A 24,678-nucleotide genomic window follows, 5' to 3' on the forward strand; every position below is an offset into this window, starting at 1 on the left:
TCAATGAAACTCGGCATAGACATCGGCGGTACTTTTACTGACCTTGTGTTACTTAATGAGGTAACGGGCGAATTGCACTTCGGCAAAACGCTGACCACCTACGACGACCCCTCCAACGGCATCATCAAAGGTACGACCGAATTGCTGGCGCGCGTGGGGGTGGAAGCGAGCAGGCTCAGCAGCATTGTACACGGCACTACGCTTGTAACCAATGCTGTGATTGAGCGGCGCGGTTCGCCGACGGGCTTCATTACCACCAAGGGCTTTGAGGATGTACTGGAAATCGGGCGCGAACTGCGCTACGACATCTACGACATCAATTTATCTGTGCCTGAGCCACTTGTGCCGCGCAACCTACGCAAGGGCATCACCGAACGGGTGAATTACAAGGGCGAAGTCATCACCCCTATCTCCCAAGAAGAAATTGCCGCTGTGGTTGATGCGTTGGTAGCCGCCGGCGTAAAATCTATCGGCGTTTGTTTCTTACATTCCTTTGCCAATCCTACCCATGAGAAAGCCGTCGGCGAATATATCCGCAAGCATCACCCAGAGGTTTACGTAAGCCTTTCCTGCGAGGTCATGCCCGAAATCCGCGAGTATGAGCGCAGTTCGGCAACGGCAATGAATGCCTACGTGCAGCCGATTACCGACCAGTACCTTGGGCATTTAGAAAAGCGACTGCGCGACTTGGGCTTTGGCGGCGTGATTCATATTATGATTTCCAGCGGACGGCTGACTACGATTGAAGGGGCACGGCATACGCCGATTCAGTTGCTGGAGTCAGGCCCTGCCGGTGGTACGATGGCAGGTGTTTTCTATGGTAAACTCATAGATAAGCCTGATTTACTGGCTTTTGATATGGGTGGAACGACTGCCAAGGCATCGCTCATCAACCACAACGAACCTGAAATTACTAATCAGTTTGAGGCTGCCCGCGTGCGCCGTTTCAAAAAAGGCAGCGGCTTGCCCGTGCGCATCCCTGTGATTGACATGATTGAAATTGGAGCAGGTGGAGGCAGCATTGCCTACATAGATAGTCTTGGGTTGCTCAAAGTTGGACCGGAAAGCGCCGCTTCCGAACCCGGCCCGGCTTGCTACGGACGCGGCGGCGAAAAGCCCACTGTTACAGACTGCGACCTTGTGCTGGGCTATCTCAACCCCGATTATTTTCTGGGCGGAATGATGCGCTTAGATATTGCCGCCGCCCGAAAAGCCATTGATACGTATATTGCCAAACCTTTGGGAATCAGCATAGAAGAGGCGGCAATGGGCGTGCATCGCATCGTGAATGAGAACATGGCAAACGCCGCCCGCGTGCATATTCTGGAAAAAGGACGCGACCCGCGTGGCTATTCTATGCTTGCTTTTGGCGGAGCAGGTCCCGTTCATGCCTTTCAGGTGGCGCGGCTGCTCAACGCCCCGCAGTTGATTATTCCCGTAGGCGCGGGTGTGGTGTCGGCGCTAGGCTTTTTGGTGTCGCCCGTAGCCAGCGAGCAAATCCGCAGTTTGGTTTGCCCGATTGACGAAATGGATTGGGACAAACTCAATGCGATGCTGTCCGAAATGGAGTCAGAAGGCCTTGCATTTCTGGAAAAATCGGCTATCAGCCGTTCAGAGGCGCAGATTACCCGCATCGCCGATATGCGCTATACAGGTCAAGGACACGAAATTTTGGTGCGTATCCCCAACGGAACGTTGAGTGCGGCGAGCATTGCTGAAATTCAACAGCGATTTACTGCCGAGTATGAACTTCGCTACGGCAGAAGCATCGCCGACATCGGAATGGAAACCGTAACGTGGCGCGTAGTGGTCAGCGCACCTGCACCGCAAATTCAGCCGCGGCAAGTGGTCAAGGTAACAGACAACCAAGCGCTCAAAGGCGAGCGGACGCTGTATTTTATGGAAGGCAGCAAACCCGTTGCGCGGCAATGCCCCGTGTACGCCCGTTATTTGCTCAACCCCGGCGATAGTTTTGCAGGCCCCGCTGTAATTGAAGAAATGGAATCAACCACCATCATTGGCGACAACAGCACCATCCGCATGGACAACTACCGCAATATTGTGGTTGATTTGCATGATTGATGTGTGTGGATTAATAAAAAATGAGGCTGTCTAAAAAGGCTGAATGTAGCGTAGGCTTTAGTCTGTAGCCATTTGATTATCAAGTGATTAACAAATCACAGACTAAAGTCCGTATTACTTTTTGGACAGCCTTGAACATTTTGTTTGCGCAGTTTTGCTGGACGCTACGACGGGGGCAAAAGAAATCATATACCACGTAGATTTTTATTCCGTAGAGATTGCATATTGGTAGCATTGAAATCATCTCTGCCCCTTTTTCTGCTCCGTAGGAGCTGTACAGGTAATTGGTGAACCTCCTATGTAGTATTCTAAAAAGTACGAGTCACTCCAGAAGCAAGAGCCAGATAATGTAGGCTTCAAACTTGGAAGGACTCGTTTAATTTTTTTGACAAATCTATCGGACAATTTCAGCAATTCGGTGGAATTCGGCTGAACAGCCGTTGGAATTGCGAACCAAATAGCGCAGGGTAAATCTCAATCTTTCAGGGCAAGCCGCATTTTTCTTTTCAGGGAGGCCTCTGAAATTCAGGATGTGGTCGCCGCCATTGCTTGCATCAGAAACGCCTGTTGAGGTGAAAACGAGCGAATTAGGCGCCGGGCTACTGGTGTAGGTTGCAGGCGCAATATTCGTAATGCCCAAGCCGCTGCCGGAGGTTAGCAGCATAGGAACGCCGTTTGCAAAAATAGATTCCCAAGGCGAGGGGTTCGTGCCTTGGCATTCAGACCTTCTTTCTATGTTTACAATGGAAATAATGGCTGATGTAACTTTGGCTTCTTGCGCAGGGGCAATTTTAAAGTTGCCATACAAAACGCTGCTATTTTGAACTATTTGCGACGGTTCGGTCGTTACCGTGAAATTATTACATCTGTTGGTATCTCCGCACAAACTCGGGTAAGGTCTCAAGCTAATTTTTGAGGCACAAACAGTAGCTCCGGTCGGACTTTTCAGCTCAAAAGTCAGCGAAGGAGTGACCGTTGCAGAAGCAGGGGTAAGTCCAAAATCAAATTCAAATTTTCCGCTTATCGGATTGCCGACGTTAAAAGTAATCTGCGATGTTCCCGAAAGACTGCCGCCCGCACCGGGATTGGACAACGTGCCATCGCTTGCCTTTACTATCAACGTTCCGTTGACGGCTTGCCCCAAATTGCTAAGTTCATAGCTTAGTTTAAGTCCGGAATTAGGCTGACAAGAAATCTGAATACCTCTTAAAAAGAAACACTCGGCATATGGCGCGGGAAAGGTAATTGGAGCGGTAGCGTTGCAAACTCTGCCTACCGAAAAAGTAAAATTAATTGGCGTACCAACTGGAATTGCGCTTGTTGCCGTTAGCTTAGTTTGAACCGTATGCGTGCCTGCCGGCAGGTTGATTGACAGCAGATTGGCGGGCAAATTGGAGATAGTCCCCCCATTCGGATTTGAACCAATAATACTCATGCTATTGTTCAGCGGCTGGGCCAAAGTCAAGGAAAAACTTATCTCATACTCTAACATATTTCCCACAACGGGCGTAGCGATAACATTGGAAATCTGGCAATTGGATTGCGCGTTTGCATAGTTGAAAAATCCCCACAGCATCAGGAGAATGAACTTGATGTTCTTCATATTGATATGTTGTTTGTAAATCAGTTTGTTTTAACGGATTTCAAAAACAATGCCGCGCTGCTTGTAAAACTTAAGTATTTTACTTTGCTGGTAACAAAGATCCATTAGCGAAAAAGAGGCTGTCTAAAAAGGCTGAATGTAGCGCAGACTTTAGTCTGTAGCTATTTGATTATCAAGTGATTAATAAATCATAGACTAAAGGCCGTGTTACTTTTTGGACAGCCTTTTTTTCTTAATTATCAACTAGTCTGCGTATTCGCCATCTTTCGGCTTCAGGTCGCGTACCAAAATTCGGATAAAATCAATCAGTGCCCAGATACCCAAACCGCCGAGGGTAAGCAACTGTACTACACCCTGCCAGGTATAGCCCAGATAAAAACGGTGAATGCCCAAGCCGCCAAGAAAGAAGCACAGCAATACAGCAGTTATCCATTTTTTGTTACCTGCTGCCTGCTTTTCCATCTTATCCAATTGCTTTTCTACCTTTTTCAGTGCTTTGGTTTCAGGTTTGAAAAACTCTCCCTATTGTGCCTGACTTACTAATTGGTTGCGTACAGCCTGTAAATCGGCTTGTACGGTACTTTCATTTGCTGCATTTCTGTTAGGAACTGGTGCGGCTGACATCAATACACCACATGTTACCAGTGCAAGTGCAAACACTTTGAAAAATCTATTCATAGAATTGAAATAACGTTTAGCGAGGAAGCGCTTACTCATTGGCTTTTCAGCATCCGCCGCCTGATGTTTGAGGATTTCGGCGTGATGCCTTTTGTTTTTGGCGCTCAAGTTAGCATTTTTCCGAAACCTCAAAGAATTTTCCACGCAAAATTCAGGTATGCGTCAAATACGTACAGCGTCTGATTTCATTGCCAGTACGTCGTCCAGATACTCGCGGGTGTTGCTTAAACGCGGCACTTTGTGCTGTCCGCCAAGTTTGCCGCGTCTGGACATCCATTCGTAGAAGGTTCCCTTAGGAAGGGCGTGGATGCGAGGCGCTACTAATGCAAGGTCTTTGTGGCGTTTGGCATCGTAATCGGAATTAACCTCGCGTAGTTTTTCATCTAAGAGCTTGGTAAATTCCTTTAACAGATGTAGAGAGCCATCAAAATTTTCAAATTCAATTGCCCACTCATGGCCGCCTTTATTGTCTATGCCTAAATAAACAGGCGCGGCGGTGTAATCATTAACAATCAGGCCGGTTTTTTGACAGGCATAAGCAATCGCTACGTCGGCATTTTCTACCACCAGCTCCTCGCCGAAGGCATTGATAAAGTGTTTGGTACGCCCTGCAATGCGTATGCGGTACGGATTGGTCGAGGTAAACCGCACAACATCGCCGATTTTATAGCGCCAAAGCCCGGAATTGGTAGAAATGACCATGGCGTAAGATTTACCAACCTGTACATCTGCCAGCCCTACGGTTGGTGGGTTCTCTTCTTGTGCCAACTCCAACGGGATAAACTCGTAGTACACTCCGTAGTCGAGCATGAGCAGCAAATCTTGGCTATCGCGCTGATCCTGAATGCCAAAGAAACCCTCTGACGCATTATAGGTTTCCATGTAGTGCATATCATCCGAAGGAATCAACTGACGGAACAATTCGCGATAAGGCGTAAAAGAAACTGCGCCGTGAAAGAATATTTCCAGATTGGGCCAAACTTCGCGAATGTGCGGCTTGCCTGTCAAATCGAGGATGCGCTGCAACAGCACCACTGTCCAGGTGGGTACACCAGACATGCCCGTAACGTTCTCGCCGATAGTCAGGCGGGCAATTTTTTCAACTTTTTCTTCCCAATTATCCATGAGGGCTACCTCAATGCTTGGTGTGCGCAAAAACTCCGCCCAGATCGGTAAGTTCTTCATTATCAGTGCCGATACATCACCACAGTAGGTCTTCGGATTAAATGGGTTAGGCTGATAACTCCCGCCGATGCCTAAATTTTTGCCTAAAAAAGCGCGCGTGTCGGGGTAATTGCTCACATAGAGGCAAAGCATATCTTTGCCGCCTTTGTAGTGGCATTCTTCAAGGTGTTCTTCCGAAACAGGGATGTATTTGCTGCGGGCGTTGGTCGTGCCAGATGATTTGGAAAACCAAGTAAATTCGCCCGGCCAGAGGATGTTTTTCTCACCGCGCAATACCCGCTCTATCTGCGGATAAAGATCTTCATAGGCAGACACAGGCACACGGGCTGCAAACTGCTCGCGGTTGCGAATGTCAGCATAGCCGTACTTTCGCCCCCATTCTGTAGGAGCGGCAGTTCTTATCAGCGAACGGAAAATCTCTTGCTGAACATCGTGGGGGTGGTTCATAAACCGCTCAATTTGTGGAAAACGACGGCGCATTAACCAAGTCAAAACTGTATTGAACCACTCCATAAAACGCTACGATGATTTAATGATCTACAGACCGAAAAAAACTGATAACCAGCCCTGCAATATTAACGCAAGCGATTATTATCAAGCTACAAAACTAACGATTTCCTTATTCAAAAAACTTGCGTTTGAACTCAAAGCGTTCGCCGAGATAAGCCTTGCGCACCACCGGATTTACCACTAAGTTTTCAGGACGGTCGGAAACCAGAATTTTGCCTTCCGAGAGAATGTAAGCGCGGTCGGTAATAGATAGCGTTTCGTCTACGTTGTGATCGGTAATCAAAATGCCAATATTTTTGGATTTTAGTTTATAGACGATATATTGAATTTCCTCTACCGCCAGCGGGTCAACACCTGCAAAGGGTTCATCGAGCAGAATAAAATTAGGGCGTACAGAAAGTGCGCGGGCAATTTCGGTGCGGCGGCGCTCTCCGCCGGAAAGTACTTTCCCCAGATTTTTGCGTACTTTGGTAAGGCTGAACTCTTCAATTAACTCTTCTACGCGCTGTTTTTGCTCTGCTTTGCTCAAATTCGTCATCTCCAGCGGGGCAAGGATATTCTCCTCTACAGTCAGATCGCGGAAAACAGAAGCTTCCTGCGCCAGATAGCCTACGCCAAGCCTTGCGCGGCGATACATCGGCAGGTCGGTAATGTCTTGTTCATCTAAATAAATCTTACCGCTATTAGGCTTGATCAGCCCTACGATCATGTAGAAGGTCGTTGTTTTACCTGCACCATTGGGGCCCAGCAAACCTACAATTTCGCCTTGACGCACCTCGACAGAGACATTATTGACAACCAGTCGAGATTTGTATTTTTTAAAAAGGTTTTCCGAGCGAAGCAACATAGATTTGACGGGCAGAGTTTACAGTGAATTGCTTAGTTTTGTAACGGCGCAAATTTAGTTGAATGAGCGCCAATCACACGTACTTAACGAATTTTAACCGCGATCCAATGACACCGCAAGATTTCGACCCCAAACGAACCGCCCTTGTGCTGGTTGATATGCAGAACGATTTTTTCTTCAAAAAAGGAGCTTATCCGCGCAATGGGCTGCATATTCCCGACAGTACGGGGCTGATTCGCCGGCTGACAACTGTTGCCGAATCGCTGCGCCGTGCGGGGGGGTTGGTCATTTCGACGCAGTTTACACTTTTGCCCGGCAAAGACGGCGAGCCGATGATTTCTGAAGGCTTGAAAAAAGCACGTCCTTTCATCGCTAAAGGCGATTTTTGCCCCGGCGATTTTGGGCATAGGCTCATCGAAGAACTTACACCTGCCGACTTTACAGTAGATAAAATTTCATTTTCTGCCTTTTACCAGACCTTTCTGGATTTCATCCTGCGCAGGCAAAATATCCGCACGCTGCTCATTGGTGGGATTGTAACCAACAGCGGAGTTGCTGCCACCCTCCGCGACGGGCTTTCGCATGGTTATGAGGTGGTGCTGCTGTCCGACGGTTGCGCTTCATTTTCCGAAGAGGCACACAAAGACACACTCAACGCACTGCGCCACGTAGCCCCGCTAATTATCTGCGACGCTATGGCCGATTTGTTGGATACTTACAAGTAAGGCTCCTGTAACAATAGTAGCGATTACAGACTAATGACAAGACAACAAGCCGAGCAAAAGCTCAAATCTGTTTTTGGCTTTGATCAATTCTATGACAATCAATGGGCGGTCATAGAAAAAATATTGCAAGGACAGCGCGTACTGCTGGTTGAAAAAACCGGCTTTGGCAAGTCCCTATGTTATCAGTTTCCTGCGACGCAATCTGACGGTGTAACGATTATTTTTTCACCGCTAATTGCGCTGATGCGCGATCAGGTACAAAAATTACAAGAGCTAAATATTCCTGCCAATTTTATCTCCTCGCAACATACTGAGGAGGAAAATAATCAGACAATTGAAGATGCGCTAAACGGAAGACTCAAAATTCTGTACATCCATCCTGCCCGAATGGAAAACGTAAAATGGCTGGAAACAGTTCGGGATAGGAATTTTAAGATAGCGATGGTGGTAGTAGATGAGGCGCATTGTATTTCTACTTGGGGGCATGATTTTATTCCTTCCTATCGCAAAATAGTCAATCTGGTAAACCTGTTGCCGCTTGAATTTCCCGTGTTAGCTACTACCGCCACCGCAACCAAGCGCGTAGAAGAGGATATTAAAACACAAATCGGGAAAAACATTACTTCGGTTCGTGGCAATTTGCTGAGGAATAATTTGAGTTTGTTTGTCATAACGGTGCAGTCTGAAGATGAAAAAATGGTTTGGATTGCCCAAAATTTAGAAAAAATACAGGGCACAGGCATTATTTATACAGGCACAAGAGTAAATACAGAAATTTATGCCAAATGGCTGGAATACCTGAAAATCAATGCTGTACACTATAACGCCGGCATAGACACCGAAACCAAAAAGGCGATTGAACAAGGACTGATGAACAACGAGTACAAATGTGTCGTCAGCACCAATGCACTGGGAATGGGTATTGATAAGCCCGATATCCGATTTATCATACATACACAAATTCCTGTTTCACCTATTCACTATTATCAGGAAATAGGCAGGGCAGGGCGCGACGGAAAAACCTCTTACGTAATTTTGTTCTATAATCCCAATGAAGATAAGATCTTGCCGCTATCGTTCATAGAAGGCGGAAGGCCGGCAATAGCCAAGTATGAGCGGGTGATCGAAGCCGTTAAATCTGAAAGATTAGGTTTGCAGGGCATCGCTAAAGCCACCAACCTGAAGCAAACGCAGGTAAGCGTGATTTTAGCAGATTTAGTCGCTCAAGGTATTGTGATTGAGATAATAGATGGAAGAAGCAAAAAGTATGAATACAGGTTTGGCGCGCCTGCATTGAACACAAAAAGTTTTGAAGAATTGCGCAACGCCAAACTAAAAGAATTTGATGAAATGCTTAACTATCTGTCAATCAAATATTGTCGGATGCAATTTTTATGTAACTTTTTGGGCGATATAATTTTGCAGCCCTGCGGCGTTTGCGATAATTGCAGGAACAGAAATGTGCAGGTAGTAGTTACAAAGGAATGGCAGCATACAATCAAAGGTTTCAGAGAAACCTATTTTCCTGTACTGGAAGTAGAAATTGCCAAAACAAACCTTGTCAATGGTGTAGCAGCTTCTTACTACGGAGTCTCGAATGTAGGGCAGGCGCTGCACCGAAGTAAGTATGAAAATGGTGGCGACTTTCCCGACTGGCTGCTGCGACTAACGCTCAAAGCCTTCTACAGACATTTTGGAAAGGAAAAATTTGATCTAGTATTATACGTGCCCCCTACGGAAAGCGGTAATTTAGTAGGAAATTTTGCCGAAAAAGTCGCTCAATCCCTGCAATTTAAGTTTTCTCATGCTTTGCAAAAAAACAGAGTAACGCAATCGCAAAAAATCTTTCAGACGGGTTTGCTCAAAACAGAAAACCTTAAAAATGCCTTTACTGTAGCAGATGAAAACGAAATTGCAGGCAAAAGCGTTTTACTCATTGATGACATTTACGACAGTGGCGCAACTATCAAAGAAATAGGAAAGTACCTGTCCAAACTTGGTGCTGTAAAAATAGCGCCCTTAGTGATTGCTAAAACAGTCGGAGGAGATTTATGATACCGCCTACAGAAACACCTTATTGGATTAGCTTAGCGCATTTGCCAAAATGGGGAGTAGAAAAAATCAATCGTCTGGTTGTGAAAATTGTTCACGATAACCAAATGAGTTTGGAAAATTTTTTCCATGCTGAAAACGAGTGGAAAGATACATTTGAGTTATCCGATGCAGATATTTCAGACTTGAAACACGCCAAAGCTGAATTGCCCAACAATGCCTTTTTGGCGGAAGATTTACTCTCGCAAGGTTTTGAAGTCGTGCCTATCAGTTCGCCTGAATATTCCAAAACCCTGAAAAATAATCTGAAAATCAAAGCGCCCACGGTGCTATATGTCAAAGGAAATAAACAAATTATGCAGGAACAAAGCATTGCGATTGTAGGCAGCCGTGAGGCAGATGCAATTTCTTTGCAGTTTACAGATAATATTGCCAAAAAAGCATCACAACAATATAAAGTAGTTGTTAGTGGCTTTGCCAAAGGCGTAGATAAGCAAGCATTGGACAGCGCAATTGCCTATAAAGGGCAAAGTATCATTGTGCTTCCGCAAGGCATTATGACTTTCGGTTCAGGTATCAAAAAGTACTATAAGGAGATTACCGGCGGCGACGTGTTGGTTGTCAGTACGTTCCATCCCAAATCTGTCTGGAGCGCAGGTTTGGCAATGGCGCGAAACCCGATTATTTATGCGCTGGCTTCCGAAATTTATGTGGCGCAATCTTCTGAAAGCGGAGGCACTTGGGCAGGCGTAATTGACGGACTAAAAAAAGGCAGAGAAATTTTTGTACGCCAACCTGAACCGGGCGAAAAAAACGCCAATTTGCTGCTTATAGAAAAGGGGGCTAAGGCTGTCAGTTTTGAAGGTGAACTTTTGGCATATAATCATTCCGGCGACCCAATAGGTACACCCCAGCGCGAGTCCACAGAAGACGACCTGACAGCAATTATTGCACTACTTGAGAAACATACGCTGACTATCAGGCAAATTCTCGAAAAACTGTCGCTTAATCTGTCAGACAAAGAACTAACCAAGAAGTTGAAAACAATACCCAATATACAATCTGTAAAAAAATCTAACAGGACGCACTATTTTATCAAATCAGAAAGTCCAACACTATTTGCGACTAAATAATTTTACAGTTTTCATTATTGACTCATGACCCCACTACAACGCAAAAACATCGCTTACACCCTGCTGCTGCTTGCACTGATGGCTGCTGTTTATTTTTACCGCAAAAATACTGCGCAAGAGGCTGCAGCAACCAGTCCGCTGGTCAGAATCAGCGGCCCTGCGATGGGTTCTACTTACAATATCAGTTATTTGGACGAGCAGCGCGCCAATCACAAGGCTTCTATAGATTCATTGCTGGAGGTATTTAATCTGGCGCTGTCCACCTACATTCCCGACTCGGAAATCAGCCGCTTCAACCGCGAAGATTCTATTACGCCCAAACTGCCCTATTTCATCCCTGTGTTGGAGCGCAGCCGCGAGATCTACCGCGAAACCGAAGGCGCATTCAATCCGACAGTTTTTCCGCTCGTGCAGGCTTGGGGCTTTGGCGCCAAACAAGGCCTCCCCGAACGAGAGCCTAACATAGATTCGATAAAGCAATTTGTTGATTTTGAGAGTATTGTCGTTACGGGTAACACCATCAAAAAAACCAAAAAAGGCGTTACCATAGAATTTAACGCTATTGCGCCCGGCTATGGCGCCGATCTGATCGCTCAGATGCTCGAACAGCGCGGGATCAACAACTACATGGTAGAAGTCGGTGGCGAAATTGTCTGCAAAGGCAAAAACCAGCGCGGCGAAACATGGCTCATCGGAATTGATAACCCGCAATACGAAGAAAAGGGCGGCAACCCGATTCAGGCAAAAATTCGCGTAGAAAATCTTGCACTGGCGACCAGCGGCAACTACAGAAAATTTTACGTCAAAGACGGACAGCGCTATGCCCACACCATTGATCCCGTCAGCGGCCGTCCAGTGCAGCACAACCTGCTCAGCGCTACGGTTTTAGCCAAAGACTGCATGACTGCCGATGCAATGGCGACCGCATTTATGGTGATGGGAACAGAAAAAGCCAAAGCCTACGCCGAAGCCCGCGGGATGCCCGTTTTACTCGTATTTGCCGAAGGCGAGCAGTTGCAAACCTATGTCTCTCCTGCGCTGCAAAAGTTTATCGTAGAATAAATGCTATCTTTACAGCAGAAAGCAGGCTGTCTTATCGCGGCTGCCGCAAGGTAGTTGAGGAAAGTCCGGGCAACACAGAGCGCCGTACCACCTAACGGGTGGGGGGCAAGGGCCAAAGCCCTTGTTCACAGCAAGTGCCACAGAAAACAAACCGCCCGCAGGCTACGCGTAGCCCGCGGGTAAGGGTGAAAAGGCAGGGTAAGAGCCTACCGGGCAGGCGGTAACGTCTGTCGCATGGCAAACCTTACGGGTTGAAAGACCAAATAGGCCGGAATGCGGCTTTGGCTGCGCGGGCTGCTCGTTCGTAGCGCTTCGGCGCTGTTCCGGCGGGTAGGTCGTTAGAGGCTGTCGGCGACGGCAGTCCCAGATAAATGATAAGACTCGACAGAACCCGGCTTACAGGCTTGCTTTCAAGATATTTTATTTCAACCCGACAGGCGCAATACCCGTCGGGTTTGTATTTTTTACGACTAATTTTGCCGCTAAAAAAGTCATGAAACAACTGCTTCTACTTTCATCAATAATTGCTTTTTTTACCGCCTGCAATTCACAAGGCAAAGAAGTAGAAATTGACCGCCAAGTGCGCAAGAAACTCGCCCTCATGGGGGGCAGTACTGTTACAGATCTGAAACTCACCAAAGAGCAGCAAAAAAATCTCTATTTTGCTGATGCGGTCATGGAAAACGGAATGCCGATTCAGGCAATGGTGATGATGACGGACGATACTGTAGCGCTGAAAGAAACCCTCAACTCTGTGATGCTCCGCCGCCTGAGCAAAGAGTTGCGAATCCCATGTATAGGAGTTATGCTCAAACCGGCTGAAAATGGAATTGTACCAAACGAGTTTCAAGGCGAGGCGCTGTTCAAAACCGGTGAAAAAATTCAGTTATACGCACACGAACAATTCGGCTGGCGACCTGCCCATGATGTGGAAACCCTCCGATTCCTGACCAAGCGGCAGATCGAGCGCGACATCTACGGTTTTGCAGATACGCTCACACTTTTCAACCTTGACAAAACTGCCGTAGATACGGTTTACACAGGAAATTTTGAAACTCAAAAAGGCGACAAAAAGGAATTTTCACTAACTTGGAGCCAAACAGGTTTCCAATGGAAACTAAACTCACCTCGCCAATAATACAGCGATTTATCAATTTTATTGCGCTGCAAAGGCGCTACAGCATCCATACGCAAACTGCTTATCTATCTGATTTACAGCAGTTTGAAGAATTTTTGGTCGAACTTTCGGAAGGAGAGCAGCAGGATATTACCCAAGCAGACTATCACGACATCCGCGCTTGGGTAATCTCTTTGCTGGACGATGAAAAAATTACTGCCCGCAGTATCAATCGCAAACTATCCACTTTGCGCAGTTTCTATCGTTTTGCCATGCAGGCCCAACTCATAGACGCTTCGCCGGTAAAAAAGATCAAGACGCTGAAAGCCGGTAAAAAAATTACCCCCTTTCTCCCACAGGCAGATGCCGAGCAACTATGGCGCGCACTGACAGAACTCCCGGCTGATGATTTCAACACCGCACGAGAGCAAGTCATTCTTTGCCTGCTCTACACCAGCGGCATCCGTCAATCTGAGCTTATCAATCTGAAAATCAGCGATATAAACTTTCATAAGCGCCAGATCAGCGTCTGGGGTAAGGGCAGCAAACAGCGACTTGTACCAATACTCACACAAATATTTGGTTTATTGGAAAATTATATCCAACTTAAATTGCAGTTATTTGGGGAAGCACCCGACAGCCCGCTCATTTGTACGGACAAAGGCGAAGAAGCCTACCCCATGCTGATTTATAGAACTGTGAGAAAGCATTTGGACATGATTACAACCATCGAACGCCGCAGCCCGCACGTATTGCGCCATAGCTACGCCACCCATCTGCTCGATGGGGGTGCAGACCTGAACGCTGTCAAAGAATTGTTAGGCCATGCCAGCCTTGCCGCTACACAGGTTTATACACACACCTCCATCGAGAAACTCCGAAAGGTTTTTGACGACGCTCACCCTCGTTCGTAACATTACGTTAACATTGAGCGTATCAGACGATATTAGCCCGCTCACCAAAAGGGTTTTATTTTTATTTTCCACTTAAACATTTGTATATTATGAAACTGCAGATCCATTCCATCCATTTCGATGCTGACATCAAGCTGTTGGATTTTATTCAGAAAAAAGCCAACAAGCTCGATACTTTTTTTGAGCGCATCACCAGTGGCGAAGTCTATCTGCGTCTGGAAAAAGGCGAACACAGCAGAGAGAACAAAGTAGTGGAAGTAAAGCTGTTTCTCCCCGGCACTACTATTTTTGCTAAGGAGCAGAACACTTCCTTTGAAGCCGCTATGGACGAAGCAGTTGAATCCTTGAAAGCACAGCTAAAGAAATTCAAGGAGAAACTGACCGCAAAGTCATAATTTAGCGTTGGGGTTGGGAGCGCTGTCGTTTCCAACCCTTAACTCTCAAATTCATCAATGCGTCAGACTTTTTTTGCAGATATTCTCCTTCCGCTGCCTCTTAAAAGCACCTTTACCTACCGCGTTCCGCTTGCTATGAACGAACTCATCGCCGAAGGCATGAGAGCAGTCGTTCAGTTTGGGCAAAAGCGCATCCTGACGGGCATCGTCGTTCGCATACACGAAACTCCTCCCAAAGACTATCAGACCAAGATGATTTTGGAACTGATAGATAATCAACAAATTACAGTTCCTATACAGCTAAAATTCTGGGAATGGGTAGCTGATTACTACCTCTGCTCATGGGGCGAGGTGATGAACGTAGGCTTACCGGCCGGGCTAAAACTCAGCAGCGAGTCGCGGATTCAGTTCAATCCTGCTTTCGACGCAGCGCATATCAATCCCGATGACTTCAGTGCAACAGAACTGCTGCTGATAGACGCACTCCGCCAAAATGAGTCGCTTAGCTATGAAGAAGCTGTCAAAATATCGGGCAGCAAGCAGATTTACAGTTTGCTAAAATCGCTGCTGCAAAAAGAATGTATTCTCATTTTCGAGGAACTCAAAGAACGATACAAGCCCAAAACCCTGAAAAAAGTACGCCTACACAGCCAATGGCAACATGCAGACGAAAGCACACTGAAAGCGCTGCTCGACAGCCTGACAAACAGACCTAAGCAGGAGTCGCTTTTGCTGAAATACTTGTCGCTGGTGCCTTTGCAGGCAACACCTGACCGCCAAATGAACGGCATACCTAAAAGTAGCCTGCTAACCGCCGATCAGTCGGAAAGTGCCTACAAGACCCTGCTCAAAAATGAGGTGCTGGAAGAGTTTGAAGTAATTATCTCCAGATTAGAAGAATTGCCCAACGATAATCTGCCTTTGCCACAACTTACTGACAGCCAGCAAGAAGCCATGCAAAAAATTATTGCAAGCTGGGAGGAGAAGCAGGTTGTTCTCTTGCATGGGGTTACGGGTTCAGGCAAAACAGAGATTTATATACACCTGATTAACAGCATGTTGCAATCAGGAAATCAAGTACTGCTATTGCTGCCTGAAATTGCTCTGACCACCCAAATAGTAATTCGCTTGCGCCGCGTTTTCGGGAATCGGCTGGGCGTTTATCACTCCCGCTTTTCGGATAACGAACGGGTAGAAGTATGGCAGGGAGTCCTGCACGGACGATTTGATGTAATTCTTGGAGTCAGATCGGCTATATTTCTGCCCTTCAGCAACTTAGGACTGATCATTGCCGACGAGGAACACGACAGCTCCTACAAACAGTACGACCCTGCACCGCGCTACCATGCCCGCGACTCGGCGATCATGCTGGCACAAATGCACGGCGCAAAAGTGCTGCTCGGAACAGCTACTCCCTCGTTGGAGAGTTTCTACCATGCCGCCGAGAAGCGCTACGGCTATGTGCGCATGATGCAGCGATTTAACGATGCAAAACTGCCTGCTATTCAATTTGTTAATACCAAGCACGAAAGCAAAGCCAAGCGCATGATCGGTGAATTCGCACCTGCTACCTTAGCCGCTATTCAGGCTACATTGGAGGCAAAGAAACAAGTCATTCTGTTTCAAAACAGGCGCGGTTATGCTCCTTATCTATCGTGCCAGACCTGCAACTGGGTGCCGCATTGCCAAAACTGCGCTGTCAGCCTCACTTTCCACCTGTACAGCAACGAGTTGCGCTGCCATTATTGCGGCTACCGGGAAACCCCTCCGCAAAGCTGTCGGCAGTGTGGTTCGCACGACATCAAAACAGTTGGCTACGGTACAGAAAAAATAGAAGACACGATCAAATCGCTGTTCCCTGAGGCAGTGGTGCAGCGGATGGATCTGGACACTACGCGCGGCAAATACGGGCTGCAAAACATTATCGAAGATTTTTCTGCACGAAAAATTGACATATTGGTAGGTACGCAAATGGTCACCAAAGGGCTGGACTTTGACCATGTGGCGCTTGTTGTCGTTTTTGATATAGATCGCGCTTTGCACTACCCCGATTTCAGGGCGCACGAGCGCGTTTTTCAGATCTTGACGCAAGTAGCAGGGCGAGCGGGCAGAAAAGCTGCCGAGGGCATCGTGATTATACAAACCTCTAACCCCTACCACCCCGTGTTGGAGCAAGTAGCTGCACACGATTTTGAGCATTTCTACAAAAGTGAACTCCCGCAAAGGCAGATGTACCAATACCCGCCCTTCACGCGGGTAATAGAGATTACTGTCAAAGGCGAAGCCGTCGAAGAAACGGAAAAAGCTGCACAAAATATCGCCATAGATTTGCGCAAAACCTTAGGGATCGGCCGTGTACTTGGCCCACAAGCCCCGCCTGTAGAAAGAATTCGCAATCAGTTTCTGCGCACGGTGCTTGTCAAAATCGAGCGGCAGGGCATCTCGCTTAAAGCCGCTAAAGCACAAATTGCTGCAGCCACCGAAAACATCACCAAAGACAAGGCTTTCAAAACACTGAAAGTAGTTGTCAATGTAGATCCGATGTAAATTACATACCCATCAGCGCCGCCATCGTTTCTATCGCATCCCACAAATTACCTATGCGAAGATTCTCATTTTCAGCATGTTGGTTATTGTCATAGTTGGCGGTAGGCACTGTAATTGTTGGCGCTCCCAAGTGCTTCTCGAATAGATAGAGCGGCAAACTACCCCCCAGCGAAGGTGTCAATATGACTTGCTGCGCAGTGGTTTGCTTCACGGCAGCCACTACGCGCTGCGCGATCGGCAGATCCATCGGTGTGCGCTGTGCATTATAGCCTTTTTTGATCTGTACTTTGCAGATTTTCGGATGTGTCAGGCGCTCCTCATCCGTAGGTTCGCGCTCAGTAACAAAGTAACCTTGTTCGCGAATGTGTCGGACGACTTTCTGCGTTTGCCGCTCATAGTCATTGCCCAAAACTAACCGCAAGTCGAGCGTCGCTGTTGCTGTTGCCGGGATCACGTTGGCTGCCATTGCACCGACGTTTGCACTCTGTATCCCATTGATATTCAGCGAGGGGAGATTGATCTGCTCTGCCAGCGTTGCGCCGTTCATTTCGGTAGTGTGTAGCCCCAGTTCTTTTTTCAGGTCAGCATCTACAGGCGGGGCCTGCGCGATCGCAGCTTTTTCGGAGGCTGTCAGTGGAATCACGTCCTCATAAAATCCCTGTACTAATATTTTGCCCTCGTCATCTTTCATACTCGATAATAATTTCGACAATAGCATGGCAGGATTATGCACCCAATTGCCGTAATGCCCACTGTGCAGCGGGCGCTTGGGGCCATAGACGGTCAGTTCCATGTTCACATCGCCGCGCACTCCAAAAACTATCTGCTTAAGCCCAGACTGGTGCAGCGGCCCATCGGCAATGATCCAGAGATCCGCTTTAAGCGTATTTTTGTACTTTTCAAATATATCGCCCAAAAATGGCGAGCCGACTTCCTCTTCGCCCTCAAAGAAGAATTTCAAATTAACCGAAGGGGTAATCCCTTGTTCTTTCATGGCGCGATAGGCATACAAAATCGCCCAGACTCCCATTTTATCGTCTGAAGTGGCTCTGCCATACAGCCTCCAGTCAGGATTAATAAGCTGATTTTGAGCAGGTAAATCTACAGGAGTACCGCCGTTTTCCAGCCGCGCCGTCATCAATTGAGGACGGAAAGGCGCTAATCCTGCTGCCCATTGTGCAGGATTGACAGGCTGTCCGTCGTAATGCGCATAAAAAGCAACAGTTTCTTTGGCTTTAGGTACGCGGATTTCACCAAAAACTGCAGGTCGTCCGCCCGGCTTCCCGCTTTCCATGAGTTGTATATTTTCAAGTCCAAGCGATTGCATTTCCCGTAAGAGAAAATCAGCATTACGGCGAATGTCTGCACTATCTGCCGTTACGCAGGGTATCGCTGCAAAGTCCATAAAGCCCTTCAGAATGCGGTGCTCATTGGCTTTTCGCCATTGCTGTATCTTCGCATGGTTATTTTTTTGTGCGTCTGCCTGCAAAGCAAAAAGGACAAAAAAGACAGAAATCGAATATTTTATTTTCATTTTCATACAATTATTTCATCCAATCGAACACAATTTGCATACTAATTCCACACAGCCAGCCGCCATATGTTCCTAAGGCATAGCCCAGCACCGACAGCAGCACCCCAACAGGGGCAAGGGCAGGGTGAAAGGCAGACGCAACAATAGGCGCAGAAGCTGCACCGCCCACGTTGGCCTGGCTACCGACGGCTACAAAGAAGAACGGAGCTTTGATTAACCAAGCCACCAGCAGCGTAACGCCGACATGGCTCAGCATCCAGATCACCCCACCAAGAAACAGAATCGGGTTGTCAAAAATGGCAAGTACGTCCATCTGCATACCGATTGTTGTAACTAGCAAATACACAAAAGCACTGCCAAGGCGCGAAGCCCCTGCTCCTTCCAACTGGCGGGCAGGCTGCCAGAAAGACAGCAGCAAACCTATCGTAGTTGCCACAAGCACAATCCAGAAGAAGGTAGAAATAACAGAACCCAAATAGATGCTGTCGAAAAATTTTTTTTGTGTAGCCAAAATCGGAACGATCCAATCTGCAAAGGCATGTGCGAGCGCCGTACCGCCAAATCCAACGGCAAGCAGCATCATTGTATCGCGGAGCGCGGGTATTCGCATAATGCTGGCCCGATAGGCTTCAATGCTGTTTTTGGTGTCCTCTATCATCGAGGCATCAGCTTTGAGCAAGGCATCTACCTTAGACGAACGCGCTGCGCCATATAGTAAAAATGCTGTCCAGATATTTGCCACAATTACATCAACGGCAATCATAGTAGAAAAAAGTTTGTCGCTTGCTGCAAAAATCTCCTTCATAGCTGTCTGGTTGGCACTTCCCCCGATCCAACTGCCGGCGATAGTGGCCATGCCGCGCCAAGTCTCATCCGATCCTGAAGATTGTAGAATACTTGGGTCTATAGTTGCTACGAACAACAATGCAATTGGCCCGCCAACTATAATACCGACAGTTCCTGCTACAAAAACAATCAATGATTTTGATCCTAATCGCCTAATCGCAGGAAAATCCATGCTAACTGTCAATAAAATAAGCGCTGCCGGTAAAAAATAGCGCGAAGTAACTTTATATAAATTCGAGGATTCGCCCGAAATAATGCCAAATGTATTGAAAAGTGAGGGGATGAAGTAGCATAACAACAGGCTCGGCACAATCCCGTAAAACTTTGTCCAAAAGGAATTTTTCAGCCCCGACGTATAGAAAACAAAAGCCAGTACCGCGAACAGCAAACCCAACACAACGGCATCATTCGTAACCAAAGGTGTCTCCATCTTTTCAGTTATTTGCTGCAAAAAACAATAAATTGGCTAAGTTTACGAAGTCAAAACGAAAAAAAACTAAACCTAACTTTTTATGAGGTATCTTAATGAGTTCTCCTTTTCGGGTAGAAAAGCGCTTGTACGCGTCGACTTCAACGTACCCTTAGATGACGATTTTCAGATCACTGACGATACCCGCATCAGAGCGGCTGTTCCTACGATCAAGAAAATACTCAGCGACTGGGGCAGCGCCATCCTAATGTCGCACTTGGGCAGACCCAAAGGCGGTCCGGAAGAAAGGTACTCGCTCAAACATCTTGTAGGTAGGCTAAGTGAATTACTCGAAGCACCCGTACACTTTGCCGATGACTGTATCGGCCAGCAGGCTATCAGCAAGGCCGCCAATTTGCGTAGCGGTGAGGTGTTGCTGTTGGAAAACCTCCGCTTTCATAAGGAAGAGGAAAAAGGCGACCTGAACTTCGCCGAGAAACTTTCCAAATTGGGAGATGTTTATGTCAATGATGCCTTCGGAACGGCACACCGCGCACATGCCTCTACTACGATAGTAGCGCAGTTTTTCAACGATAAAATCTGTGGCTACCTCATGCAGGCAGAGTTGGAAAATGCTGAAAAGGTAATGAATAAAGCCGAACGACCCTTTACGGCTATCATGGGCGGAGCCAAAATTTCGGATAAGATTTTGATTATCGAACAACTGTTAAATAAAGTTGACAATTTGCTCATTGGCGGTGCAATGGCTTATACTTTTTTCAAAGCAGCCGGTGGTGAAATCGGCAATTCGCTTTGCGAAGAAGATAAACTGCATTTGGCGCTTGATCTTGTAAAAAAAGCCAAAGAAAAGGGAGTAAAACTGCTGCTACCTGAGGATAGTGTCGTAGGCGATTCCTTCAGCAACGACGCGACCGAGCATTTGGTCAACAGCATGGAAATTGCGCCCGGCTGGATGGGTTTAGACATCGGACCTAAGGCCCGCGCAGCATACGCCGAAGTAATTCGCAACTCAAAAACCATCCTCTGGAACGGGCCTATGGGCGTTTTCGAGTTCAGTAACTTTGCACGCGGAACAGTAGAAATTGCCGAAGCGGTCGTAGCGGCTACGAAAAATGGCGCATATTCGCTCATCGGCGGTGGCGATTCAGCAGCAGCCATTAATCAATTAGGCTATGGTAACGATGTTTCCTACGTTTCCACAGGTGGCGGCGCATTGCTGGAACTGATGGAAGGAAAAATACTGCCGGGCGTAAAGGCGCTTGATTAAATTGGCTCGCTTATGATGAATAAAAAATTCTTCGCTATGCTCGCTTTTATTGCAGGCATTCTTGTAATGGTTAGCGCCTTGTATAGCCTGAGCGCGGGCGTGTCTATGGAGGGATTGATCTATTTGGGCGTAGCATCGGCTGCGCTTGTTGCCAGCTATGTATTAAATAAGCAGGCGAATAAATAAGTAGTAGCGTCTACAGTGGTGCGGCAAACACTCACTGCAGACGCTAATTTTTATTACTGCCAGCCAAACTTTCCCTTCAGCGGCACAAAAGCAAAGATGTCAAAAGTTTCTGTTTGCGGCTTACCGTCTTTTTTTGTAATGCGCAACATTTGTTGCTGCTCCAGATTTCCTACAGGGATTACCAACCTCCCGCCCTCTGCGAGTTGATCTATCAATGCCTGTGGAACTGCCGGTGCAGCTGCCGTTACAAGAATGCCCTGAAAAGGCGCTTGCGAAGGTATCCCAACGCTTCCATCACCAAAAAGAAGCATTGGTTGCATGTGCAGGTGTGTCAAAACTTTTTTAGCTTTCAGAAAAAGTTTGCGCTTACATTCGATGCTGTAAACTTTAGCGCCCAAGTGGCACAAAACTGCAGCCTGATACCCCGAACCCGTACCTACTTCCAACACTTTCTCTCCGGGTTGAATTTGTAAAAGTTGCGTTTGGAAAGCTACAGTATAGGGCTGGGAAATCGTTTGCCCCTCGCCAATGGCAAAGGCTTTGTCTTGATAGGCATGATACTCAAAAGCGCTGTCCAGAAAAAAGTGGCGAGGAACCGCACCGATAGCCGCCAATACGCGCTCATCGCGAATACCCTTGCTGCGCAACTGATCTAAGAGCGCCATTCTCAAGCCAATATGTTTGAAAGTATCCTGCATACTTGTTTGATAATAATTGTTGTTATACCTTTGTGCCACCTGAACAGAAAGGTCACGTGGCCGAGTGGCTAGGCAGAGGTCTGCAAAACCTTTTACAGCGGTTCAAATCCGCTCGTGACCTCATTTTTATCACAAAAGTAAAAAGTAATTGATCCTTTCGCCCCAATTTTCTTAGCTTTGCATGAAAATGAATGTAAATCATGCAAACTAGAAGTCTCATTGCCATCGTTATTGTCGCCTTTTTTGTCGTTTTAGGCAAATGCAAAGATGTAGAAATTACCTCGTCTAAGCCGACCCCTCCAACTGGTACTACGCAGCCACTGCCTGACAATACTACAGACGCTTCGCAGCCTACCCGCGATCCGCACTTGGCACTGGGCAACCCCAGCAACGCTACTAAAGACGAGCGCAACTATGACAATTACCTGATCGAGCATCCGCAATTTGCACTTTCGTACAATCGCTCACGCGGCACAGCCAACTGGGTAGCATGGCATTTGAGCAAAGCATGGCGCGGCGATGCAAAGCGACAGAACAACTTCCGATTTGACAGCGCACTGCCTGCTTCATGGTTTCGTGCAACTACTAACGACTACACAGGTTCAGGGTTCGATCGCGGACACATGTGCCCTTCTGATGACCGCGACGGCAGTATCGCGGACAACTCGGCTACTTTCTTGATGACCAACATTGTACCGCAAGCCCCCCGCAATAATCAGGAAACTTGGCGATTGCTTGAGGAATACTGCCGCAGACTGGCTGACAATGGCAATGAAATGTACATCTACTCAGGAGTTTACGGCAGAGGAGGCACCGGCAGCAATGGTGTAGCGACAACCATTGCCAACGGGCAGATCGTTGTTCCTGCAAGGCTGTGGAAAATTGTAGTTATCCTGCCTGTTGGAACCAACGATATTACACGAATAAACGCCAACACGCGCATTATTGCTATTGATACGCCTAATACACAAAACGTAACAGACAAGCCATGGGGCGATTATCGCGTAAGCGTCAGAGATATTGAGCGAGCAACCGGATTGGACTTCTTCGCCGGGATGCCTCGTTCGTTGCAAGATGCCATTGAGACCAAAATTGACAACGGCCCGACCCGTTAATTTTGTTTTGACCTCGTTTCTTTCTAATTTCAGGCGGTTTAAACAAAAGCCGCCTTTTTATTTACACATTCCTATCTCAACTGATCGTCTTATGATACATACCGTTCAAGCAGGTGATACACTTTGGGGCATTGCCCGTCGCTATGGTGTTGGTGTGGATAGTATCCGCATGTGGAACTCACTGCGAAGCGATGCACTTGCCGTAGGACAACAGCTTAGGGTAGCACCGCCTGCCGGTACAAGTACCACTACTCCTGTGCCGCCCGTATCGCAGCCTGCTGCTAATACAGGCTTCTTCCAACCCCCTGTAAGTACTGTTTCGGGCGGTGGTCTTAATATGCAGGGTATTGCTGCTGCACGTAATATTTTTCAGGTACAGGTTATCCCGCAGGCAGGTTTTAACCAGTACCGCGTTACCTATCCGCTGCCCACAGGCGGAACTGATACAGCAACTTTTCGCGACAATATCAACAGTTCGCATCGCATCTACGCCGACGGCATCATGTACGTAGGCAAGTCAAGCCCGCGCAATACGCCTGTAGAGGCTTTTACGCAGGTCGGGCTGTCTTTGCCTTTGGCGCGTGCACTCAAAGTAGTATCGGAAAACGAAGGTAATTTTGATGCCATCAATAGCTACGACCGCGCTATTTTCTCCTACGGATTTATCCAGTTTGCAGGAGCTGCCAGCGGCGGGCTGGGTGCTATGTTGATGATTGTCAAAAACAGACAACCGCAGGTCTTCCAACAGATGTTTGGCAGGTTTGGTATTGATGTGCGACATGCTACTCCTCGCCCGATTATTACCTGTGCATCGCCCGAAGAAGGACGCATGCTCAGCGGCGATGAAGCCTGTTTGTATATCAAGTCAAATAAGCAACTCACAACAGCCTTTATTGCAGCCGGTTTTCACCCAAGCGTTATTTTGGCACAGATAGAAAGTGCAGCGCAGGGATATGTATCGCCTGCGTTGGGTATGAGAACCGATCTGGTACTTGGTGGACAATTATTCAGCGGTATTCAGTTGGCAACAATCATCCGTTCGGAGGCAGGCATCGCCACGATGATTGATCTGACAGTTAATCAATGGATTGTGCGCACTGCAGGATTTTTCAGGCAAGCACTCGAACAAATTGCTGCTATGGACGGCATCCGTACACCACAGCAACTGGCTTCGGTAGACGAACGCCGTGTATTGCAAACAATCGTTGCACAGGCAACAGATGCGCGTGTAAGAGATCGCACACAGAAAATGCTCAATAGTGGGCTGGGGCTAACGAAGACGTCTTAGTCTAACGCTCGCTTCAGATCTCGTTCCTTAATAGCTTCGCGCTTGTCATAAAGTTTTTTACCTTTGGCAAGCGCAATTTCTATTTTCAACAAGCCTCTGTCGTTGATAAAAATATGTGTAGGCACGATAGTTAAGCCGACATCTTTTAAACCGTTTTTTAATTTTTTTAACTCGCGTTTGGTGAGCAGCAACTTTCGGTCGGCTTTAGGCTGATGGTTATGAATATTGCCTAACTCATATTCAGGAATGTGCAGGTTGCGAATAACCAACTCGCCCTGTTCGTTAAACAGACAATAGGCATCTTCCATGTTGAATTTGCCCAGCCGCAGGGCTTTTATTTCTGTGCCGCGCAGCACTACGCCAGCAGTATATTTGTCAAGAAAAAAGTACTCGAAAGCAGCCCGTTTATTACGAACGCTAAGATTTTTTACGTATCTATCTTTTTGCTTGGCCATGTTGTTGTT

General features: G+C 47.2%; 22 protein-coding genes, 1 tRNA gene and 1 other RNA gene. 15 read left to right on the forward strand and 9 right to left on the reverse strand.

The window, feature by feature from the left end; genetic code table 11:
• The first annotated feature begins 3 nt into the window (after window positions 1-3).
• Entirely contained in the window at window positions 4-2,082 is a 2,079-nt protein-coding gene (locus ACWIP2_RS01055; RefSeq protein ID WP_448518035.1) for a hydantoinase/oxoprolinase family protein, read from the forward strand.
• A 394-nt stretch (window positions 2,083-2,476) separates the two neighbouring features.
• Here the strand turns inward: ACWIP2_RS01055 and ACWIP2_RS01060 are convergent, their stop codons facing one another.
• The 5 genes from ACWIP2_RS01060 to lptB all read right to left on the reverse strand — a co-directional run bounded on the left by ACWIP2_RS01060 (window position 2,477) and on the right by lptB (window position 6,905).
• Complete coding sequence (locus tag ACWIP2_RS01060) at window positions 2,477-3,685, reverse strand: hypothetical protein (protein ID WP_448518036.1); 1,209 nt, start codon at window positions 3,683-3,685, stop codon at window positions 2,477-2,479.
• Between the two features lie 243 nt (window positions 3,686-3,928).
• Entirely contained in the window at window positions 3,929-4,147 is a 219-nt protein-coding gene (locus ACWIP2_RS01065; protein WP_448518037.1) for a TM2 domain-containing protein, read from the reverse strand.
• Window positions 4,148-4,207: 60 nt separating this feature from the next.
• A complete protein-coding gene (locus ACWIP2_RS01070) occupies window positions 4,208-4,471 on the reverse strand; it encodes a hypothetical protein (protein WP_448518038.1) in 264 nt (87 codons plus the stop codon).
• A 54-nt stretch (window positions 4,472-4,525) separates the two neighbouring features.
• The gene (locus ACWIP2_RS01075; RefSeq protein WP_448518039.1) at window positions 4,526-6,061 is read right to left on the reverse strand and encodes a GH3 auxin-responsive promoter family protein; all 1,536 of its coding nucleotides are present in this window, start codon (window positions 6,059-6,061) and stop codon (window positions 4,526-4,528) included.
• A gap of 106 nt (window positions 6,062-6,167) precedes the next feature.
• Window positions 6,168-6,905, reverse strand: a complete 738-nt coding sequence (gene lptB / locus ACWIP2_RS01080) for an LPS export ABC transporter ATP-binding protein (RefSeq protein ID WP_448518040.1) — start codon at window positions 6,903-6,905, stop codon at window positions 6,168-6,170.
• Window positions 6,906-7,012: 107 nt separating this feature from the next.
• On the opposite strand from lptB, the gene ACWIP2_RS01085 reads away from it, so the two are divergent.
• The 9 genes from ACWIP2_RS01085 (at window position 7,013) to priA (ending at window position 16,850) form a co-directional block, all read left to right on the forward strand.
• Window positions 7,013-7,630: a cysteine hydrolase family protein gene (locus ACWIP2_RS01085; protein ID WP_448518041.1), complete on the forward strand. Its 618-nt coding sequence runs from the start codon at window positions 7,013-7,015 to the stop codon at window positions 7,628-7,630.
• Window positions 7,631-7,663: 33 nt separating this feature from the next.
• Window positions 7,664-9,685, forward strand: a complete 2,022-nt coding sequence (locus tag ACWIP2_RS01090; protein WP_448518042.1) for a RecQ family ATP-dependent DNA helicase — start codon at window positions 7,664-7,666, stop codon at window positions 9,683-9,685.
• Window positions 9,682-10,815: a DNA-processing protein DprA gene (locus tag ACWIP2_RS01095; RefSeq protein WP_448518043.1), complete on the forward strand. Its 1,134-nt coding sequence runs from the start codon at window positions 9,682-9,684 to the stop codon at window positions 10,813-10,815. Before ACWIP2_RS01090 ends, ACWIP2_RS01095 begins: the two co-directional genes overlap by 4 nt.
• Before the next feature lie 24 nt (window positions 10,816-10,839).
• A complete protein-coding gene (locus ACWIP2_RS01100) occupies window positions 10,840-11,877 on the forward strand; it encodes an FAD:protein FMN transferase (RefSeq protein WP_448518044.1) in 1,038 nt (345 codons plus the stop codon).
• 18 nt (window positions 11,878-11,895) lie between these two features.
• Window positions 11,896-12,292: RNase P RNA component class A (rnpB, locus tag ACWIP2_RS01105), an RNA gene on the forward strand.
• Window positions 12,293-12,370: 78 nt separating this feature from the next.
• Complete coding sequence (locus ACWIP2_RS01110; RefSeq protein WP_448518045.1) at window positions 12,371-13,015, forward strand: hypothetical protein; 645 nt, start codon at window positions 12,371-12,373, stop codon at window positions 13,013-13,015.
• Window positions 12,988-13,908 (forward strand): tyrosine-type recombinase/integrase, encoded by a 921-nt coding sequence (locus tag ACWIP2_RS01115; protein WP_448518046.1) that lies wholly within the window; start codon window positions 12,988-12,990, stop codon window positions 13,906-13,908. The genes ACWIP2_RS01110 and ACWIP2_RS01115 overlap by 28 nt, the downstream gene beginning before the upstream one ends.
• 89 nt (window positions 13,909-13,997) lie before the next feature.
• The gene (hpf, locus tag ACWIP2_RS01120; RefSeq protein WP_448518047.1) at window positions 13,998-14,303 is read left to right on the forward strand and encodes a ribosome hibernation-promoting factor, HPF/YfiA family; all 306 of its coding nucleotides are present in this window, start codon (window positions 13,998-14,000) and stop codon (window positions 14,301-14,303) included.
• A 57-nt stretch (window positions 14,304-14,360) separates the two neighbouring features.
• Window positions 14,361-16,850, forward strand: a complete 2,490-nt coding sequence (gene priA / locus ACWIP2_RS01125) for a replication restart helicase PriA (protein ID WP_448518048.1) — start codon at window positions 14,361-14,363, stop codon at window positions 16,848-16,850.
• Between the two features lies 1 nt (window position 16,851).
• Here the strand turns inward: priA and ACWIP2_RS01130 are convergent, their stop codons facing one another.
• Both ACWIP2_RS01130 and ACWIP2_RS01135 read right to left on the reverse strand, forming a co-directional pair.
• Complete coding sequence (locus ACWIP2_RS01130; protein ID WP_448518049.1) at window positions 16,852-18,390, reverse strand: M20/M25/M40 family metallo-hydrolase; 1,539 nt, start codon at window positions 18,388-18,390, stop codon at window positions 16,852-16,854.
• Between the two features lie 4 nt (window positions 18,391-18,394).
• Window positions 18,395-19,660: a DUF819 family protein gene (locus ACWIP2_RS01135; protein ID WP_448518050.1), complete on the reverse strand. Its 1,266-nt coding sequence runs from the start codon at window positions 19,658-19,660 to the stop codon at window positions 18,395-18,397.
• Between the two features lie 82 nt (window positions 19,661-19,742).
• On the opposite strand from ACWIP2_RS01135, the gene ACWIP2_RS01140 reads away from it, so the two are divergent.
• Together ACWIP2_RS01140 and ACWIP2_RS01145 are read left to right on the forward strand one after the other, a co-directional pair.
• Window positions 19,743-20,927: a phosphoglycerate kinase gene (locus ACWIP2_RS01140; RefSeq protein ID WP_448518051.1), complete on the forward strand. Its 1,185-nt coding sequence runs from the start codon at window positions 19,743-19,745 to the stop codon at window positions 20,925-20,927.
• A gap of 12 nt (window positions 20,928-20,939) precedes the next feature.
• Window positions 20,940-21,113: a hypothetical protein gene (locus ACWIP2_RS01145; RefSeq protein WP_448518052.1), complete on the forward strand. Its 174-nt coding sequence runs from the start codon at window positions 20,940-20,942 to the stop codon at window positions 21,111-21,113.
• Between the two features lie 53 nt (window positions 21,114-21,166).
• Here ACWIP2_RS01145 and ACWIP2_RS01150 read toward each other — a convergent pair whose 3' ends face one another.
• Window positions 21,167-21,811, reverse strand: coding sequence for a protein-L-isoaspartate(D-aspartate) O-methyltransferase (locus tag ACWIP2_RS01150; protein ID WP_448518053.1), 645 nt, complete (start codon window positions 21,809-21,811; stop codon window positions 21,167-21,169).
• A gap of 50 nt (window positions 21,812-21,861) precedes the next feature.
• Between ACWIP2_RS01150 and ACWIP2_RS01155 the strand changes: the two genes are divergently transcribed.
• The 3 genes from ACWIP2_RS01155 (at window position 21,862) to ACWIP2_RS01165 (ending at window position 24,214) form a co-directional block, all read left to right on the forward strand.
• Window positions 21,862-21,932 (forward strand) — tRNA-Cys (locus tag ACWIP2_RS01155).
• A 79-nt stretch (window positions 21,933-22,011) separates the two neighbouring features.
• The gene (locus ACWIP2_RS01160; protein ID WP_448518054.1) at window positions 22,012-22,926 is read left to right on the forward strand and encodes a DNA/RNA non-specific endonuclease; all 915 of its coding nucleotides are present in this window, start codon (window positions 22,012-22,014) and stop codon (window positions 22,924-22,926) included.
• A 91-nt stretch (window positions 22,927-23,017) separates the two neighbouring features.
• A complete protein-coding gene (locus ACWIP2_RS01165) occupies window positions 23,018-24,214 on the forward strand; it encodes a LysM peptidoglycan-binding domain-containing protein (RefSeq protein WP_448518055.1) in 1,197 nt (398 codons plus the stop codon).
• Here ACWIP2_RS01165 and smpB read toward each other — a convergent pair.
• Window positions 24,211-24,669 carry an SsrA-binding protein SmpB gene (smpB, locus tag ACWIP2_RS01170; protein WP_448518056.1) on the reverse strand — a complete coding sequence of 153 codons (459 nt, stop codon included), beginning with the start codon at window positions 24,667-24,669 and terminating at the stop codon, window positions 24,211-24,213. The two genes, ACWIP2_RS01165 and smpB, sit on opposite strands and share 4 nt — an antisense overlap.
• Window positions 24,670-24,678 lie beyond the last annotated feature (9 nt).

The organism is Rhodoflexus sp. (assembly GCF_053489755.1).